At 43.5% G+C, this 19,538-nt stretch carries 17 protein-coding genes; 11 read left to right on the forward strand and 6 right to left on the reverse strand.

Annotated features, from left to right (window positions below):
- Window positions 1–134: 134 nt before the first annotated feature.
- On the reverse strand, window positions 135–2,420 hold the full coding sequence (locus DN068_RS04630) for an NADP-dependent malic enzyme (RefSeq protein ID WP_110997714.1): 2,286 nt from the start codon (window positions 2,418–2,420) through the stop codon (window positions 135–137).
- A gap of 236 nt (window positions 2,421–2,656) precedes the next feature.
- Between DN068_RS04630 and DN068_RS04635 the strand changes: the two genes are divergently transcribed.
- The gene (locus DN068_RS04635; RefSeq protein WP_110997754.1) at window positions 2,657–5,125 is read left to right on the forward strand and encodes a PIG-L family deacetylase; all 2,469 of its coding nucleotides are present in this window, start codon (window positions 2,657–2,659) and stop codon (window positions 5,123–5,125) included.
- Between the two features lie 198 nt (window positions 5,126–5,323).
- On the opposite strand, the gene DN068_RS04640 is transcribed toward DN068_RS04635, so the two are convergent.
- The 3 genes from DN068_RS04640 to DN068_RS04650 all read right to left on the reverse strand — a co-directional run bounded on the left by DN068_RS04640 (window position 5,324) and on the right by DN068_RS04650 (window position 7,892).
- Window positions 5,324–5,734 carry a nuclear transport factor 2 family protein gene (locus DN068_RS04640; RefSeq protein WP_110997715.1) on the reverse strand — a complete coding sequence of 137 codons (411 nt, stop codon included), beginning with the start codon at window positions 5,732–5,734 and terminating at the stop codon, window positions 5,324–5,326.
- A 21-nt stretch (window positions 5,735–5,755) separates the two neighbouring features.
- Window positions 5,756–6,772: a DUF3078 domain-containing protein gene (locus DN068_RS04645; protein ID WP_165836276.1), complete on the reverse strand. Its 1,017-nt coding sequence runs from the start codon at window positions 6,770–6,772 to the stop codon at window positions 5,756–5,758.
- 184 nt (window positions 6,773–6,956) lie between these two features.
- The gene (locus DN068_RS04650) at window positions 6,957–7,892 is read right to left on the reverse strand and encodes a DUF3078 domain-containing protein (protein ID WP_165836277.1); all 936 of its coding nucleotides are present in this window, start codon (window positions 7,890–7,892) and stop codon (window positions 6,957–6,959) included.
- A 327-nt stretch (window positions 7,893–8,219) separates the two neighbouring features.
- Here DN068_RS04650 and miaB point away from each other — a divergent pair, with 327 nt between their 5' ends.
- From miaB to pth, 9 genes are all read left to right on the forward strand, one after another.
- Window positions 8,220–9,653 (forward strand): tRNA (N6-isopentenyl adenosine(37)-C2)-methylthiotransferase MiaB, encoded by a 1,434-nt coding sequence (miaB, locus tag DN068_RS04655; protein WP_110997718.1) that lies wholly within the window; start codon window positions 8,220–8,222, stop codon window positions 9,651–9,653.
- Between the two features lie 17 nt (window positions 9,654–9,670).
- The gene (locus DN068_RS04660) at window positions 9,671–9,985 is read left to right on the forward strand and encodes a nucleotidyltransferase family protein (RefSeq protein ID WP_110997719.1); all 315 of its coding nucleotides are present in this window, start codon (window positions 9,671–9,673) and stop codon (window positions 9,983–9,985) included.
- Window positions 9,975–10,304, forward strand: a complete 330-nt coding sequence (locus tag DN068_RS04665) for a HepT-like ribonuclease domain-containing protein (RefSeq protein ID WP_110997720.1) — start codon at window positions 9,975–9,977, stop codon at window positions 10,302–10,304. Before DN068_RS04660 ends, DN068_RS04665 begins: the two co-directional genes overlap by 11 nt.
- A gap of 196 nt (window positions 10,305–10,500) precedes the next feature.
- The gene (locus DN068_RS04670; protein WP_110997721.1) at window positions 10,501–11,763 is read left to right on the forward strand and encodes a sigma-54 interaction domain-containing protein; all 1,263 of its coding nucleotides are present in this window, start codon (window positions 10,501–10,503) and stop codon (window positions 11,761–11,763) included.
- A 136-nt stretch (window positions 11,764–11,899) separates the two neighbouring features.
- Window positions 11,900–12,400, forward strand: coding sequence for an LptE family protein (locus tag DN068_RS04675; protein ID WP_110997722.1), 501 nt, complete (start codon window positions 11,900–11,902; stop codon window positions 12,398–12,400).
- Window positions 12,401–12,413: 13 nt separating this feature from the next.
- On the forward strand, window positions 12,414–13,229 hold the full coding sequence (locus DN068_RS04680; protein ID WP_110997723.1) for a hypothetical protein: 816 nt from the start codon (window positions 12,414–12,416) through the stop codon (window positions 13,227–13,229).
- Complete coding sequence (gene secG / locus DN068_RS04685; protein WP_110997724.1) at window positions 13,226–13,534, forward strand: preprotein translocase subunit SecG; 309 nt, start codon at window positions 13,226–13,228, stop codon at window positions 13,532–13,534. The genes DN068_RS04680 and secG overlap by 4 nt, the downstream gene beginning before the upstream one ends.
- 107 nt (window positions 13,535–13,641) lie before the next feature.
- Window positions 13,642–14,679, forward strand: coding sequence for an endolytic transglycosylase MltG (mltG, locus tag DN068_RS04690; RefSeq protein WP_110997725.1), 1,038 nt, complete (start codon window positions 13,642–13,644; stop codon window positions 14,677–14,679).
- A gap of 35 nt (window positions 14,680–14,714) precedes the next feature.
- Window positions 14,715–15,275 carry an aminoacyl-tRNA hydrolase gene (pth, locus tag DN068_RS04695; RefSeq protein ID WP_110997726.1) on the forward strand — a complete coding sequence of 187 codons (561 nt, stop codon included), beginning with the start codon at window positions 14,715–14,717 and terminating at the stop codon, window positions 15,273–15,275.
- A gap of 439 nt (window positions 15,276–15,714) precedes the next feature.
- On the opposite strand, the gene DN068_RS04700 is transcribed toward pth, so the two are convergent.
- Together DN068_RS04700 and gldB are read right to left on the reverse strand one after the other, a co-directional pair.
- Window positions 15,715–16,548 (reverse strand): segregation and condensation protein A, encoded by an 834-nt coding sequence (locus DN068_RS04700; RefSeq protein ID WP_110997727.1) that lies wholly within the window; start codon window positions 16,546–16,548, stop codon window positions 15,715–15,717.
- Between the two features lie 127 nt (window positions 16,549–16,675).
- Window positions 16,676–17,722 (reverse strand): gliding motility lipoprotein GldB, encoded by a 1,047-nt coding sequence (gene gldB / locus DN068_RS04705; protein ID WP_110997728.1) that lies wholly within the window; start codon window positions 17,720–17,722, stop codon window positions 16,676–16,678.
- Between the two features lie 95 nt (window positions 17,723–17,817).
- Between gldB and DN068_RS04710 the strand changes: the two genes are divergently transcribed.
- Entirely contained in the window at window positions 17,818–19,500 is a 1,683-nt protein-coding gene (locus tag DN068_RS04710) for an NAD+ synthase (RefSeq protein ID WP_110997729.1), read from the forward strand.
- Window positions 19,501–19,538: the final 38 nt, after the last annotated feature.

The following is a 19,538-nucleotide window of genomic DNA, read 5'->3' on the forward strand; positions in this document are numbered from 1 at the left end:
AATGGTGAATGGTCAATGGTCAATTCGCGCGAGGAATACCCGCAATGCGCGGGACACTTCGTGCCTCAGTGTGACAAACGCGAGTGATTGTTATTCCAATAACTCGCGTTTGGAATTCTCCTCCTTCGGAAGCGTTAGATGAGGCTCTCTTTTACCTGTGCATCTACCACTGCAATGGCCACCATGTTTACAATCTGGCGGACACTACTGCCGAGTTGCAAAACATGTACAGGTTTGCGCAAGCCAAGCAAAATTGGACCTACAGCTTCGGCGCCGCCTACTTCCTGCAGTAAGTGATAAGCAATATTACCAGCCGCAAGATTCGGGAAAATCAGGATATTCGGATCTTCATTTACAAGATCAGAAAACGGATAATTTTCACGCAGCAAATCTTTATTAAATGCAACGCCGGCTTGTATTTCGCCATCAATCACCATTTCCGGATGCATTTTCTTGATCTTTTCTACTGCATTACGCATCATGATCGCTTCAGGCGACGCACTACTGCCGAAGTTAGAATAAGACAACATCGCAATCTTTGGTTTGATGTTGAAATGCGCTACAATCTTCGCAGTCTGCAGTGTTATATCAATCAGTTCCTCTTCTGTGGGATTAAAATTTACCGTTGTATCAGCAAAGAACAGCGGACCTTTTTTCGTGAGCATCATATACATGCCTGCCACACGTTTGGCGCTATCTTCCATACCAATAATTTCCAGTGCGGGACGTAATGTATTAGGATACTGACGCGTTAAGCCAGAAATCATTGCATCAGCTTCGCCAGTTTCCACCATCATACAACCGAAGTAAGCACGTTCACGCATCACCTTCTTGGCCTCATACATATTATAGCCGCGGCGTTTGCGCTTTTCGAAGAACATTTCGCCGTATTTGCAGCGTCTTTGTTCTTGTGCTTCACTGCGCGGATCAACGATTTCCACATGTTGCAATTGCAAACCGTTTTCTTCGATCAGTGCACGAATCTTCTTTTCTTCGCCCAACAAAATCGGAATCGCAATACCATCGTCGCTCACGACTTGCGCAGCTTTCAGAATCTTGAGGTTTTCCGCTTCCGCAAATACCACACGTTTCGGGTTTTGCTTCGCTTTGTTCATCAGGAAACGTAAGATGTTTTTATCATCAGATCCCAGACGACGATACAATTCAGATTCGTACGCATCCCAATCCGTGATAGGCTTCTGTGCCACACCGCTGTCCATCGCCGCTTTTGCAACTGCAGGCGCTACACGCACCAGCAAACGTGGGTCGATTGGTTTTGGAATAATATAAGTCGGCCCGTAATGGAGACTTTTTTCATTGTATGCCACATTCACAATATCCGGCACAGGTTCTTTGGTCAATTCAGCCAAAGCCTTAACCGCAGCAAGTTTCATTGCCTCATTAATTGTTGTAGCGCGTACATCGAGTGCACCACGGAAGATGTAAGGAAAACCCAGCACATTATTTACCTGATTCGGATAATCGCTCCGGCCGGTAGCCAGAATGATATCCTTACGCGCCGCAATCGCTTCGTCGTATGGGATTTCAGGATTTGGATTAGCCAATGCAAAAACGATTGGATCTTTCGCCATCTTTTTCACCATATCGCCGGTCACCACATTACCTACTGAAAGACCTAAAAACACATCCGCATCCTGCATCGCATCAGCAACTTTTAGCGACAGGTCGAGATCACGTGCAAATATTTTTCTGTGATCATCCAGATCGTCGCGTCTGGTGCTGATCACACCGTTGACGTCAAACATCGTCATATTTTCTACTTTCGCTCCGAGCGCCAGATATATTTTACAGCAGGAAATCGCCGAAGCACCTGCTCCACTGATGACAAATTTTACTTCCTCAATTTTCTTACCAACAATATCCAGTGCATTCAGCAGCGCCGCGCCAGAGATGATAGCCGTACCATGCTGATCATCGTGCATGATCGGGATTTTCAATTCCTTTTTCAGCCTGGTCTCAATTTCAAAACATTCAGGCGCCTTAATATCTTCCAGATTAATGCCTCCGAAAGTTGGCTCCATGGCTTTTACCACGTTCACAAACTCATCAATGCCTAATGCATTCAACTCTATATCGAACACATCGATATCAGCAAATATTTTAAAAAGAAGGCCCTTACCTTCCATAACAGGTTTGGAAGCTTCGGGACCAATGTTGCCCAAACCAAGCACAGCCGTACCATTACTGATTACAGCTACCAGGTTACCTTTGGCAGTATAGCGAAATACATCTTCGGGATTACGATAGATCTCCATGCATGGCTCAGCTACGCCGGGAGAATAAGCAAGCGCCAGATCGCGCTGGGTTTTCGTTTCTTTGGTGGGAATGACTTCTATTTTACCGGGACGACCCTTCTCATGATATTCTAATGCATCCTCTTTACGGATCAGATTTGCCATTTTTAGCTCTTTTGCGGGTTGAAAGGTACGATATCGGCCACAGAAGTCAAAAGATGAGATCTGGCACTATATATCAAAAACAATGCTATGAATGGCTGGATAATAATTCTTTATCGACTGAAAACCGTCCAATATTGATAGTATGTTATCTTGCAGCCGGTTTGGCTCATCTGGGAATGATCGGAAACGACAAGGCAAGTGGCGATGAGCAGAGCTGTTCAATCACCCATTCCGTTATGATGCGAAAAATATTTTCTGCGCTGGTCGCGACTGCTGCTGGTTTCTCCGCAATGGCCCAGCAAGTGCGTCCTGCAAATTCGGCAACCGTGTATCATGAGCTTTGCCGGATGAAAAATCTGACCCATGTACTTTACGTGGCGGCTCACCCTGACGATGAGAACACCCGTTTTCTCGCCTGGATGGTCAACGAAAAACATATCCGCACAGCGTATCTTTCTTTGACGCGTGGCGACGGCGGCCAGAATATCCTGGGCAACGAGCAAGGCCCGGCTTTGGGTCTTATCCGTACACACGAACTGATGGAAGCACGAAAAATCGATGGCGCAGAGCAGTTTTTCTCCCAGGCGATTGACTTTGGATTTTCCAAAACATCAGATGAAACGTTCAAACACTGGAATCCTTATATTCTGACGGGAGATGTCGCGTATGTGATCCGAAAATTCCGTCCGGATGTAGTAATCTGCCGCTTTCCGCCAACAAAAGAAGCAGGCCACGGACAGCATGCCGCCTCTGCAATTATTGCGGCCAAAGCATTCCCGCTTGCCGGCGATAAAATGCAATACACGGAGCAGTTTAAATATGTAGCGCCATGGCAACCGAAACGTCTGCTGTTTAATTCATTCCGTTTTGGTGAAAACAATACCACTTCCGAAACACAGTTTAAAATTCCGGTAGGCCAATACAATCCTTTGCTGGGCATGGGCTATGGCGAACTGGCTGGTATCAGCCGCAGCGTGCACAAAAGCCAGGGTGCAGGTACACCAAGTGTTGCCGGCACACAAATCGAATACTTCAAGCTGGTACAAGGTGATACGCTGATCAATTCTTTATTTGATGGTATCGACACGACATGGAACCGTGTTGGCAGAAATGATATCGGCACGGACCTCGACAAAATTATCGCCCAATACGATTTCAGACATCCGGAAAACAGTATTCCGGCATTGCTGCAATTGCGCAGCAAAATCAACACAGTAACGGATTCTTTCTGGCGTAAAGAAAAACTGGCCGACATTGACCAGTTAATTTTACATGCAAGTGGCTTCATGGCCGAGCTGGTTACAAAACAACCACAAACCGTTGCCGGTGCTACATTGCCGTTTTCATTAAATCTGATTGCCCGTTCCGGAAAAACGCCGATGACCATTACTTCTATAGAATGGCCAGGTACCCGCGACAATCTTTCGCTGACATTGAAAAATGATTCACTGACTGCAATCAGTCATTCAATTACCATTCCTGCAAATACACCTATTACACAACCATACTGGCTTTCGGCCCCTGCTGCCGACGACTTGTATCCAATGATCAACGATACGCTGCTCGGCTTGCCTGAAACACCAGATAATCTGGTAGCCAATGTTTCACTAACGCTCGGCGGCGAAATATTTACCGTTCCGGTACCGCTTTCCTACAAAAAACTGGATCCTGTAAAAGGTGATGTAATCGAAGGACTCCGCATTATGCCGGAAATAACGGTAGAACCGGCGACATCGATGCTGATTACACAGGCCGACGGCTCTCTGCAAACCGCCATTCGCATTCACGCGTACAAAGACATGAACAATGCTGTACTGAATATTTTTGGCGACAATAAAAAAATAACCAGCATTTCTATCCCAATACTGACTGCCGGCGAGGATACTTCTATTGCGTTGAATTTTACGACGGCCCAGGTAAACAATGTTTCGAAAGATGATTTTTACATGGATGCCGAGGTTGTTGCTGATGGAAAAACATATAATAAGACACTAAAGCTGATTCAATACACACATTTACCAACGCTGCAGTATTTCACATCGCCTATGGCAAAAGTGGTGCGCAACAACTGGAAAGTTACTGTGAAGAAGATTGGCTACATTGAAGGTGCGGGCGACTACACTGCAACGTTGATGCGCCTTGCGGGCCTTCAAGTCGACGTACTGAAAGATGCCGACCTCAGGGATGCTGCGAAACTGAAACAATACGAAACGATTGTAACTGGTGTTCGTGCAGTAAACGTGGAAAAGAAAATGGCGTACTGGATGCCGGCATTGATGGAATACGTGAAAAACGGCGGCACGCTGGTAATGCAATACAATACACTGCAAGATCTGAGCACTACAAACATCGGCCCTTATCCGTTTACGCTGTCTACGCTTCGTACGACAGAAGAAGATGCGCCAGTAACAATTACGGACACAAAAAGCCGTCTGTTGAACTATCCAAACAAAATTACTGATGAGGATTTCAAATACTGGGTGCAAGAACGTGGTCTCTATTTCCCTTCTAAATGGGATGAACACTATTCTACTATTTTTGCGATGAATGATAAAGGTGAAGACCCGCAGAAAAGTTCGGTGCTCTATACTAAATACGGCAAAGGAAATTACATATACACCACGCTGTCATTGTTCCGTCAGCTGCCAGCAGGCAACAAAGGTGCAATCCGGTTGTTTATGAATATGATCTCAATCGGGAAATGATTAACAAAGTCAAAAGTCAAAACCTTAAAGCTGTTTAAAGTGTCTCCCGCGTTTGTCATGTCGACGAAGTAGACACCCCGTTAAGTGAAGGTTTTCTCACGACGGCACAAAGCCACAACCTAATATCGAGTAAAACACAAAGGGTAACAAGCACGAACTTGTTACCCTTTCTCATAAAAACAACTTAGAACGTAAAACTTATAAATACCGGTCAGACTCGTTTATCTCCAGATCATTGATACTCGCGTATCTCTTTTTCATAAATCCGTTTTCGTCAAATTCCCAGTTTTCGTTTCCGTATGCTCTAAACCACTTGCCTTCTTTATTCCGATATTCATATTCAAATCTTACGGCGATGCGATTTTCTGTGTGCGCCCAGTATTCCTTTTTCAGTTTATAATCCAGCTCTTTCTGCCATTTCTCAGTCAGGAATTTTACTATTTCTTCCCGGCCGTTTATAAACAGGTTCCGATTGCGCCATTCGCTATCAAGCGTATAAGCCAGCGATACTTTTTCCGGATTTTGCGAATTCCATGCATCTTCGGCCATTTGAATTTTCTGCTGCGCAGTTTCCAACGTAAAAGGAGGAAGCGGATGTTTTTGATCCATATTATCAGATTTAATCAGGAATTAGAATTTGTATTCAAACCCAAATGTAAATACCTGGCGTAATTGCAGCCAACCTACATCTACCGGCTGATTTTTGTCTTGTGTAACGCCGTTATCATCTACATAGGTCGGATTATAAGGGAAATCATTATCATAAATTAATGTCAGACCAGCTACCACTGCAAAGTATTTATTGAGTTTCCAGGAGAAAAGGTTATCCCAAAGAACATCAATATTGCCCGGATTATCATGCGTCACACGACCGGTAAGCGGATCGGTTTTGTCTTTTGCCAGATAGTTGCAATAAAGGTCAAGGCGGGTTTTAAATGTAATGGCTTTAGTCACATCAGTCATATAACGACCTGAGAAATAAGCACCCAGTTCAAAACGGGAAGTTTTTCCGCGTTCAATACCGAAAGCACCACCAGGAATATCAGTGTATTGAGACTTAGCAACCGTAAAACGAGCACTTATGGGCGACAAAAACAGACTGAGATTTGTTCCTTTCCGGAATTCTACCCCTTCTGCCAGCGTGAAATAAGCTGGTGAGAAGAAATCAGACAATGGTTTTTGTTCCCATTCTGGTAAAGTATAGTCGTACCCTTTAGTGAATTGGGAACGGAAGTTGAACAAAGTAGTCAAGTAAAATGGCTTTTTCGGGTTGATCTTAAAGCCATATTTAGAAGTAAAATCAATACGATCATCATTTTTGCGCGGCACAAAATGGTTGGAATAGGCGTAAAACAAACTATAGGCCATATCCAGATTATTACTCCAGATCTGGTTGTGATATATTCTTGCCAGAAAGCCGCTGAATACAGCATTGACAGTCAACGAGGCAACTTCACCGCCAGCATTCCAGTTATGCAGTAACCCCTGATTGATTCCAACCTGACTGGTGCCGCCGTACACCCAGGCCACCGTGTCTTTATCCGTAAATTCAAACGATTTCTTCACTTTATCGACGTCACCAAGTTGCGCTTTCGCATATCCGGCAAACATTAAGACCGCCAGCAACAATGCATAGAACTTTTTCATAATGAACATTTTTGTGATTGTAAATATAATGGACTGCTGAGAAAGTCAAAATCCAAAACTGCGGAAAGCATAAGGCTTAAAGTGCAAAGCCTGTCCATGCTATTGAACGCACAAAAAATAAAACACAAAGGGTAACAAGCGCTAACTTGTTACCCTTTGTATTTTTTGACTTTTGACTTTTGACTTAAAACTTATACTCAAACCCAAACGTAAACACCTGACGAAGCTGCAGCCAACCTAAGTCTGCCGGATCATTTTTGCTTTGCGCAACACCACTTTCATTTACATAAGTTGAACTGTACGGAAAATCATTGTCATAGATGAACGTCAGACCAGCAACCATTCCAAAATACTTACTAAATTTCCAGGAAAACAGGTTGTCCCAGAGAATATCGATATTTCCCGGATTATCATGCGTTACGCGTCCAGTCACGCCATCGGTTTTATTTTTGGCTAAATAATTGCTATACAGATCAAGACGTGTTTTGAACGACATCGTTTTTGAAATATCCACTTTGTAACGACCAGAGAAATAAGCGCCCAGCTCAAAACGAGACGTTGCCCCTTGTTCGATACCAAACGCGCCACCCGTCATACTGGTATATCTCGAATTGGCAACAGTATACCGCGCACTAATTGGCGAAAGAAAAAAACTAAGATTTGTGCCTCTCCTTAATTCCACCCCTTCCGCCAATGTAAAATAACCCGGCGAAAAGAAATCGGAAATGGGGTTTTGCTTCCAATCCGGCAATGTATAGTTATAGCCCTTAGAAAACTGAGACCGAAAATTGAACAAAGTTGTCAGATAAAACGGCTTTTTCGGATCAATCTTGAAACCATATTTAGAAGTAAAATCGATGCGATCATCATTTTTACGCGGTACAAAATCATTGGAATAAGCGTAAAACAAGCTGTAAGCCAAATCCAAGTTATTGCTCCATATCTGGTTGTGATAAACACGAGTCAAAAAACCACTGAATACTCCGTTAACTGTTAAAGATGCTATTTCGCCGCCTGCGTTCCAGTTATGTAATAAACCCTGGTTCATTCCGATCTGGCAAGTCCCGCCATGTATCCATGCTACTGTATCCTTGTCCGTGTATTCAAAAGATTTTTGCATTTTATCAATATCTCCCAATTGTGCTTTTGAATAAAAAGAGAGCATTATGCATGCAGAAAAAAGAAAATAAAACTTCTTCATCATAAACTAATTATAAATCCTCATTACTAATAGAACCCTATATCAATTTTATTGCCAAACTCTGCTTCACCCAATAAAACATTACAATTCGCATCCAAAATCGGAAGTTCACGCACTCCTTGAGTTTCAATTTTTCGGACAATTTGCCAGTAGCTATTTTGCCTTCTACGTCTTGTTCATTCGCAAGATTATTATATAATAAGCCATGCATTATCCGTACCTTTGCCCAAATTGTAAACGGTAATTATGGCAGAGTTGCTGCAAAAAGAGATTAATGAATCATTACAGGGAACGGCGTTCGCTCCGTTTGCCAATGACCCGAATAAATACAGCAAAAAATTCTACATAGAGAGTTATGGTTGCCAGATGAATTTCAGCGATAGTGAAATCGTCGCTTCGATTTTGCAGGAAGAAGGTTATGGCGCCACACGTAATTTTGAGGAAGCGAGTCTTGTGCTGATCAATACCTGTTCGATTCGGGAAAAAGCGGAACAAACCGTGCGTAACCGCCTTCAGGCTTTCCGCAAGGTGAAAGAACAAAATCCGGGAATGCTGGTAGGCGTGCTTGGCTGTATGGCGGAGCGTTTAAAAGCTAAATTCCTGGAAGAGGAAAAACTGGTGGACATGGTTGTGGGTCCGGATGCGTATCGTACGCTGCCAGGGTTGATCGAAGAAGCCGAAACAGGCCAGAAAAGTGTAAACGTGCTGCTGAGCCGCGAAGAAACTTATGCTGATATCGCTCCCGTTCGCCTTGACAGCAACGGTGTTACTGCGTTCGTAAGCATCATGCGCGGTTGCAATAACATGTGTTCTTTCTGCGTCGTACCATTTACCCGTGGCCGCGAGCGCAGCCGTGATGCACACAGTATCATCGCTGAGTGCCAGGATTTGTTTGATCGTGGTTTCCGCGAAGTAACGTTGCTCGGTCAGAATGTGGATAGCTACTATTATCTGCCTTCCAACGAAACAGAAGCAAACAAAGAAACAGAAGTAACCTTTGGTAAACTGCTGGAACTCGTAGCGCTGATTTCTCCAAAATTACGCGTACGCTTCAGCACTTCACATCCGAAAGACATTACCGACGATGTGCTGCACACCATGGCGAAATACGAAAACATCTGCAAATACATTCACCTGCCGGTACAAAGCGGAAACACACGCATTCTGCAATTAATGAACCGCACTTATACCCGTGAATGGTATCTCAATAAAGTACACCGCATCCGCGAAATCATGCCAGACTGCGGTCTGAGCACCGACGTCATCAGCGGCTTCTGCAGCGAAACAGAAGAAGAACACCAGGACACGCTGAGCATGATGGAACTGAGCCGTTACGATATGGCTTATATGTTCTCCTACAGCGAACGTCCGGGTACTTTGGCTGCCCGCCGTTATCAGGATGATGTACCGGAAGACGTGAAAAAACGCCGTCTGGAAGAAATCATCAACCTGCAGAATCAACATTCCAGAGAAAGTTACACTGCTGACATTGGCAAGGTGTTTGAAGTATTGATCGAAGGCGACAGCAAACGCAGCGATGCAGATTGGTGTGGTCGTAACAGCCAGAACAAAATGGTCGTTTTCCCGAAAGGCGATTACAATTTCCAGAAAGGAGATTATGTTCAGGTGAAGATCAACACTGCGACACAAGCAACGCTGATCGGTGTGGTAGCAGAATAAAATAAAAACAGAAAATCATGGTCACAGAAGTCAGTCAGAATCTTGATGCGATTATTGCGCTCTGCCAGGAAATGCAGCTGGAAACACTGTACCTGTTTGGCTCGGCGGCAAGGGAAGCTGACTATAAAGCCGAAAGTGATCTTGATTTTTTGTATCGTTTTAAAAAAGACAATTCGGGATTCCCATTATCAGGATATGATTATTTCGACCTGCTATTTCGCTTAGAAAACATTACAGGTAAAAAAGTAGATTTAGTAGCGGAAGAAAAGATCAGCAATCGTTATTTTAAAGAACGGATTTTAAACGAGCGAATTAAATTGTATGCATCCTGACATTGCAAAGTATTTAGAGGACATCCGGCTCTCGATTGAAATTATTGCGCACCATGTTAGCGATGTTAGTTCGTTGGAAGATTATCAGCTTGAGATTACAAAAATTGACGCAGTAGAAAGAAGACTGGCCATCATTGGTGAAGCACTTTTTAAAGCAGATAAATTAGACAAACGCCTTCAGATAAGCGATAAAACTAAAATCATTGCCCTTCGTCACATTTTGGTGCACGAATATGATTTGATTGAAGATTCAACTATCTGGAACATCATCCATAAAAACCTACCGTTGCTAAAGCAGGAAGTAAACAACTTACTGTAATTGTAACTAGATATTGATTTTAGCACGGATTTGATCGAACGAATAAATTATTAGCAGGTTGACGCCTTACAGGTTTTGACTTTTGAATTTTGACATTTGCCCTTCGACTCCGCTCAGGGTGACAAGCGTTGGGATGCTTTAGGCTTTAGGCCTTGAGCTTTCAGCTTTTTGACTTTTGACTTTTGATTTAGACACTATGGACATTCAGAGCATAAAAAACAGATTTGGAATTATAGGCAATGCCACGGCGCTCAACCATGCGTTGAATACAGCTGTGCAAGTTGCCAATACAGACCTTACAGTATTGATTGTAGGTGAAAGCGGCGTTGGTAAAGAGGTCTTTTCTCAAATCATTCATGCATTATCTGCCAGAAAACATAATCCTTTCATTGCCGTAAACTGTGGTGCAATTCCAGAAGGAACCATCGACAGTGAACTCTTTGGCCACGAAAAAGGTGCCTTCACCGGCGCGGTCGAAAGCCGCAAAGGTTATTTCGAAACCGTAAGCGGTGGTACCATATTTCTGGATGAAATCGGTGAGATGCCCCTCGGCACGCAGGCACGTTTGTTGCGTGTGCTCGAAAGCGGTGAATTTATCCGCGTGGGTTCTTCCAAAGTACAAAAAACAGATGTCCGTGTAATCGCCGCAACCAACAAGGATTTGCTGGAATACACGCAGCACCGCAAATTTCGCGAGGATCTTTATTACCGATTAAGCACTGTGCCTATTCGTGTCCCGTCACTACGCGACCGTAAAGAAGATATTCCGCTGCTGTTTCGCAAATTCGCTTCTGATTTCTCCGAACGTTATAAAACACAATCCGTACAGCTCGACAGTGGTGCACTCCAGATGCTGGTAAGCTATACCTGGCCGGGCAATGTGCGTGAATTGAAAAATATTGCAGAACAGGTTTCAGTTTTATCGGTAGATAAAATGGTAAATGCTGAAGCACTTTCCCGTTTCCTGCCACTAAAAGAAAATGGCACGCGCGCGATGACGTTGCTTCCGGCAGTTACTGCACCTAGCGGCACGCCTTCTGCAGCAGACTTCAATACGACCAATACTGAACGCGATATTTTATACAAGCTGTTCTTTGACCTGAAAAAAGATATGAATGACCTGAAACAGATGATGCTGGAAATGGCACATCATTCAGGCATTGCAACGCCTGCACCAATCGTAGGTGATAATCTGATTCAGGCATTCCCTACTCAACCGGTACAGGATACCAACTCAGGTTACAGCACACCGACGCCTATCTATATTCATCAACCAGCCGAACATGTAGATGCCCACGTTGAAGTGGAAGAATCGCTTTTCCTGGCCGATCGCGAAAAAGAGCTGATCATTAAATCCCTCAAAAAACATAAAGGTCGCAGACGTGATGCTGCCAATGAACTGGGTATTTCTGAACGCACACTTTACCGGAAAATCAAAGAATACGATATTCAAGAGTAACAGTCGCTGACTTTCGAGAATGATTAATTAGGTAAAGGGTTAATGGGTTAAAGAGGTTACATACCACATACTCGCGATTGACAGCTCACCACTCACATCGGACATCAGACATATTTTTTTATTTTTACAGATTCATATGAAGCGTTGGTTTGTTTTTCTTTTCCTCCCATTGTTTGTTGTACTGTCTGGTTGCGGCGTATATAGTTTTACCGGCGCTACTATTGAAGGTAAAACCATCAACATCCATGTGATGGAAAATCGCGCTATGAACGTAGTGCCTTCACTCACCTCTACGCTTACGGATAAAATCCGCAGCCGTATTCTTTCTCAGACTGGTCTCGCTCCTGTTACTACAGACAATGCCGACTACGATATTTCTGGTGCTGTAACCGGTTATAACGTAACGGTTTCCGGCGTACAGAATACACAACAGGCTACGCAAAACAGGCTTACCATTACGATTGACGTAACTTTTAAAAACAAACTGAACGAAAAAGCAAACTTTAATCAGTCTTTTTCGCGATTTGCAGACTTCCCGGCTACCTCTTCGCTACAAAGTGTAGAAACGTCTTTAATAAATGATATAGGTGCACAGCTGGCAGATGATATTTTCAATAAAGCATTTGTAAATTGGTAATAGATTTAGACAAATGACGCAACCTGCTTCCATAACCAATTGGCTCAAAAATCCGGAAACGCTGGCCAGCTTAGATATGCACGCGATCAAGGAACTTATTCACCAATATCCGTTCTTTGCTCCGGCAAGAATGCTGGCTGCCGCACAAGAACATAAAACGGCGCCTTTTACCAATCCGGTAATGCAAACGGGGTTTATGTATAGCGGAAATCGCTTTTTATTTCAGGAAATGCTGGAACATGCAGCCGGAAACCGACGCATCATTATGGAAGCAACTCCGGCCCCTTCTATTGACCCTGTAAGTGATGAAACCGTAAATGATAATAAAAAAGAAAAAACATTGATACAACCGATTTACACAGAAGATTATTTTTTACACCAGGGAATTTCCGTTGACGACAATATTCCTTCGGCATTAAACAATCCGAAACAGGAAGTACACGAAACTGAAGAGGAAGATGATGAGAAGTCGCTGATGCGCATTATGAGCTTCAGTGAATGGCTTATGTATTACAAAAATAAAAACAAGCAGAAAGAAGAGGAGGAGGAAGAAGTAAAAGCCCGTAAAAGCAGCTGGCAAAAAGAAAAGCTGGCGGCAGCACTGGGAGAAGAAAATGATGAAATTCCTGAAACTGTATTTGAGATGGCTGTCAACTCAATAACTAAAGAGGAAGGACTCATCTCTGAATCGCTGGCGGAAATCCTGATCAAACAAGGAAAGTATGATAAAGCGGTAGAAATGTATCGTAAATTAAGTTTGCGTAATCCTCAAAAAAATGCTTATTTTGCCCAAAAAATAGAGGCTGTTTTAAAAGCGAAAAAATCATGATCACAGTAATTACCATCATTATACTTCTGGCTTGCGTTGTCCTTGGATTCTTTATATTGGTTCAAAACCCTAAAGGTGGTGGTCTTTCCGGTTCATTCGGCAGCATCGGCTCACAGGTAATGGGCGTTAAACAGTCTTCTGACGTAATGGAAAAAGGTACCTGGGGTGCTATGGGCGCTGTCGCTGCACTTTGTATCATTTCTGTAATGTTCTTTGTAAAACCTGCAAAACAGGAAGCTCCTGCAAAACAGACTACACAGCAACCTGCTCAACAGCAACAACAACCTGCAGCTCCGGCTAAATAAGCCTGGATATAATATTTTATAAAAAATACTTGCCCAGAAACGGGCAGGTATTTTTTTGTGGAATAGAGTTCCGATTTTTGTTTCAAACTCATTAATTACGCGGGAAAATGACTGCAAAAACCAAAAAGAAAAAATTCTCAGCAGGACGCTGGATACTCATAGCTATCGGCGTTATTGTTCTTTTTGCATTATTTGAAATCTTCGGTCCCAATACCGGCAGTTTTTCACAAGGTGAATATTTATACATCCGCACCGGCTCTACTTTTGAGCAGGTAAAAGAAACATTGCAAAAAGAAGGTTTCGTACGCGACATGCACAGCTTCGATTTCCTTGCGGCACGCGCAGGCTATCCGGATCATGTGCGGGCCGGTAAATACAAGATCTCAAAAGGCATGAGCAATTTCTCCATTGTTCGGTTGCTTCGCTCCGGTCGCCAGACACCGGTGAAACTTGTCATCAATAAACTGCGTACCAAAGAAGATTTCATCAAAATGGTAGGCAGCAATCTGGAAGCAGATTCTAATGTATTGCGCCAGATGCTCAACGATAACGTATATCTCTCTCAATTTGGATTGGATTCAAACACTTCGATGTGCGCTATTATGCCGAATACGTATGAATTTTTCTGGAACATCAACGCAGATAAAGCTTTTCGAAAAATCGAAAAAAGTTTTTCAACTTTCTGGAACGATAATCGCAAGCAAAAAGCGTCGGCACAGGGATTGACGCCGCAAGAAGCAATTGTAGTGGCTTCTATTGTGGATGAAGAAACAAATAATAATCCTGAGAAACCTAATGTAGCAAGCGTTTATCTGAATCGCCTCCGTAAGGGCATGAAACTGCAGGCTGATCCTACGGCTCGTTTTGCATGGGGCGATTTTACGATTCATCGCATCACGTCTGTACAAACAAGCCTGGAATCTCCATACAATACCTATTACGTAAAAGGCCTGCCTCCGGGCCCAATTTGCACGCCTACGGCGGCAAGCATCGATGCTGTATTGAATGCACCGCATAATACGTATTTGTATTTCTGCGCAAAAGGCGATGGTAGCGGCACGCACTTGTTTGCTTCTACTTATGAAGAACATTTGAAAAACGCACAGGCTTATCACCAGCTGCTCAACGAGCAAAACATTCATTAAACGCGCAACCACGATCATTTTTTATCTTCGCAATCATGAAATTTTTAATTGTAGGACTAGGCAATATTGGAATGGAATACGACATGACCCGCCACAATATCGGGTTTGACGTAGCGGATGCTTTTGTGATCAAACATGGCGGCACTTTCAATCTGGACCGTCATGCGTTTATGTCAGAAGTAAAATGGAAAGGAAAGACGTTTGTGGTCATTAAGCCAACGACTTACATGAACCTGAGTGGAAAGGCCATGAAATACTGGATGGACAAGGAAAAAATCTCGATCGAAAATACTTTGGTGATCGTAGACGATCTCGCCCTGCCGATTGAAACGCTGCGTGTGCGCGGCTCCGGCAGCGACGCCGGCCACAATGGTTTGAAAAATATTCAGCTGATTCTGATGACAGATAAGTATCCGAGACTGCGTTTCGGCATCGGTAATAATTTTCCAAAGGGCCGCCAGGTGGATTTTGTTTTAGGCAAATGGACACCAAGCGAGATGCCAATCATCAAAGAAAAAGTTTTGAAAAGCGTGGATATCATTGAAAGCTTCGCAGCGTTGGGTTTGGAGAAAACGATGAACACGTTCAACAAGTAAAAATTCAAAAGTCAAAACATTGTGTTTTGGCTTTTTTGTTTATCACCCACGCTAGTCATCATCCCGAGGTTACCAGGGATCCCGCGAAACACAGACACTCATTACGCGGGACATCTCCTGCCGTCGATGTGACAAACGCGAGCATTTAAACTGAAAGTCCTCCCCACAGTTGAGCAAAGTCTCCCGGCGGTCAGGAGACCGCAGCCACTTGAACGAAGTCGGGAGACTTCGCTCAACTATACATCGATTAATCTACGTAAAACAGGCTCACATTACGCGGGACGCTTCGTTCCTCAGCGTGACAAACACGGGTAATCAAAAATATAGGATAGTAATCGCGCAGAGCGTTCTCCCTTTAGGGAGCTAGAGGGTAAAGAAATCCCAGGTCACCTGTCCGACAGGCCCTGGGCTCTTCTATAAAGACATATTGCGTGCTCGATTATGATTCGGGAGATTCCTGCTCACTAGTAACATCAGGCACTTCCCCGTTGTTTTGATCTGTTTCGTTCATCGCATCGACATCTGCATCACGGTTATCATTCCACTCGATGATGAAGTTGTTCCGTCCTTCTCCTACTAAAATACCGAAAAATTTCTGTTGTACCAATTCAAGCATTGCCAGAAACGTAAATATGGCGTGAATGCGCGTTTCACATTGTGCAAAAATTGTTTCAAAAGCAACACGCGGTTGGGTTTGTAAATAATCGACCAGAAAAGTGCGTTGCCCTTCCTGCGAATAATTATACTTCACAACAACGTGCTGTGGCTTGTTTAAGCGGTCATGCAGTTTCTTCATCACTTTTTCAAACGCCTGCATCAACTTAAACATCGTTACTGTTTGTATCTCTGTTCCTTCGGAATATTCTTCCGTCAGCGCGTCCAGCTCGGCCTTAATATTGCCGCGTTTCTGTTGTAGCAAACGCTCCGCTTCCATAATTCCCATCTGCTCCGAAGCTTCTTTGAAGCGTTTGTATTCAAGCACTTTGTCCACCAGTTCCTGTCTCGGATCTATTTCATTTCCCAGCGAATCCATGTCTCGCCTCGGTAGGAGCATTTTTGCTTTAATTCGCATCAATGTGGAGATGAAAAAAATGAATTCACTTGCCAGCTCAATATTCAGCGAATTGATCTGATGAATGTATTCGAGGAAATCTTTCGTGATTTTATTGATCGGAATATTATAGATATCCAGTTCATCGCGCTCTATAAAAAAGAGCAACAGATCAAACGGGCCTTCAAACTGAGGCAATTTTATCTGATAAGTTTCCGCCATTAATTAAAAATACAGAAAAGAGCTCAAAGCATAAGGCTCAAAGCCAGTTGCAAACAAACAAAAAGCTGAAAACTGTTTTACAACACAGCCTTCAGCTTTAGGTGTTAGGCGTTAAGCGCCGAAGATTCTATTTGGGTTTGTACTTCGACTCTTGCAAAATCTTCTGTGCGTCGTCTTTTTGCGCGAGCATTTTATCCATCGTCAGGTCGGGATGCTGCTCCATATAAGCGCTAACGATTTTATACCCGAGCCATGTACCTATATTTCCAGGACTTTCAGAAGGCATACCTGTCGAATTCGGACCATCGTTTACATAACGCACAATTTTCTGCCAATTGGTTTCGTACATCAGATTTTGCGTCAGGAAGAAATTATAAACATCCGCTTCGCTTTTGTTGCACCACTCCATTTGTTTTCCGGTGTAGCCAAAACGCAAAGTATCATCTGCAAAAGGCATTACTCTTTCCAGAAAATATTGTTGCTTACCGCGCTGAATCATCAAATCAAGCAAGTTCTTGCCTTCCATTACAAACGGATGATCATTGTAATAAATAGCTGACATCACATTCACAGCAACATATTGCGGCAGCAAATGCTGGGTTACATAAGCTGGAATGCCCACCGAAGCATAATACGGATATTTCGGCCCCAGGTACATATCCAGACCGATGCCTACTACATCATTATAGGTGATCGCACTCCAGTTATTAAGCCCGGAAGTGAAATACACCACCTTTGGAATCTTAAATGCCGGATAATAATGTTTCATGTATTTGAACGAATTCGTCAGATCGCCGTCTATAACTTTCGTATCAGGAAAATGTTTATTGACTGTATCGAACAGGCCGCGGTAATCTTTGTAGGTCAGAAAAGTTTTTAATCCATCAGAAATACCGCCATTGGTATCCGTATAATTTCCACGAATACTAAAGCCCATGAGCGTATCCAGATAAAAATTCAGGAAGTCCGGGTATTTGGCATCCAGACCTTTCAGGCCGGCAGCCAAATTATTGGTATCGAGCTGCTGCAGATCACGGTCCAGTCGTCTTGTGTTGAGATCCACCTTAATATTGGAAACATCCGGAGCTTTTTTCCCGCCATTACACGCCGCAAAAATGGTGGCGATGCCGAGTAAACCGGTTGTGATATATTGCTTCAGCCTTTTAACTGCCATTATTCTGATTTTAAAAATTTGCCAGACAAAAATAATAAGCCAAGATTAATGAAGACTGGTAATTTTACAGCGTTAAAAGAGGTTATACAGATCGTATGAAAATATTTCTCGCGCAACAGAACTATCATATAGGCAATTTCGAAGCGAATACCGAAAAGATCATCCGGGCAATAAAAGAAGCCAAACAACAGAATGGAGATCTCATCGTTTTCTCCGAGCTCTCCGTTTGCGGCTATCCTCCGCGCGATTTTCTCGAGTTCAATGATTTTATAGAAACATCGAAAGCGGCCATCGATAAGATCCGTGAAGAAGCGGATACGATTGCCGTGTTGGTTGGAGGCCCGTCCAGAAACCCAAGAATAGAAGGTAAAGATCTGTTCAACGCTGCTTTTTTCCTCTACGAAAAAGAAATCAAACAGATTGTTCATAAAACACTGCTGCCAACCTACGATATTTTTGATGAATACCGCTATTTCGAACCAGCGTACGACTGGCAAGTAGTGGAATTCAAAGGAAAGAAACTCGCGGTAACGATCTGTGAAGATATCTGGAATCTTGGCGATGATCCGCTATATCGCATTTGCCCGATGGATATGCTTATGGATCAAAAGCCGGACATCATGATCAATCTGAGCGCTTCTCCGTTTGATTATGTACATGCCGACGGCCGCAAAGGAATTGTGAAGCAGAATGTCGCGAAATACAGTATTCCAATGGTGTACTGCAATGCCATTGGTTCGCAAACAGAAATCGTTTTTGATGGTGGCTCACTGGTAATGACCAAAGACCAGGATCTGGTTTTGGAAATGCCTTATTTCGAAGAATCGATGCAATGCATTCACTGGAACGAAGATGGAGGTTTTGAAGAAAACGTAGTGCGTAAAGCTGCAGATGTGCCATTAGTCCCACTCACGCCAAATCAGTTCGACAGCGAAAAAGGAATTGAAAAAATACACCAGGCACTACTTACAGGCATTCGTGATTATTTCGGGAAAATGGGCTTTACCAAAGCGATTGTTGCATCTTCCGGTGGTATAGATAGCGCAGTAGTATTGGCTTTGGCCTGCGAAGCACTGGGTGCGGAAAATGTACGCGCGTTGCTTATGCCATCGCAGTTTTCAACAGACCACTCTGTGGATGATGCCGTACAACTTTCTAAAAACCTCGACAATCATTACGACATCCTGCCGATCAAAGATATCTTCGATACTTACGAAAAAACACTGGAACCTGTGTTTGCCGGCTTGCCATTTAACGTAGCAGAAGAAAATCTCCAATCGCGCATCAGAGGTGCGCTGGTAATGGCTTTGAGCAATAAATTCGGTTCTATTTTGCTGAATACTTCCAACAAAAGTGAACTTTCAACCGGCTATGGAACACTTTACGGCGACATGGCCGGCGGATTAGGCGTACTGGGCGATCTGTACAAAATGCAGGTTTATGCATTAGCGCGCTACATTAATCGTAATGGCGAAATCATTCCGCAGAATATCATAGATAAAGCACCAAGCGCAGAATTACGCCCGGGTCAGAAAGACAGCGACAGCTTACCTGATTACGCAGTGTTAGATGCTGTTTTATATCAATACATTGAACGTCGTCAGGGACCAAACGAAATCATCGCACAAGGTTTCGATCCAGCAGTAGTGCATCGCGCATTAAAGCTGACGAATATGAATGAATACAAACGCAACCAGTTCTGCCCGATCATTCGTGTATCGCCGAAAGCATTTGGTGTAGGAAGAAGAGTGCCAATTGTGGGGAAATATTTAGCGTAAAAAACAATATAACAAACGGGCGACTTAGGGTCGCCCGT

The organism is Taibaiella soli (assembly GCF_003236175.1).
Lineage (GTDB): Bacteria > Bacteroidota > Bacteroidia > Chitinophagales > Chitinophagaceae > QKTW01.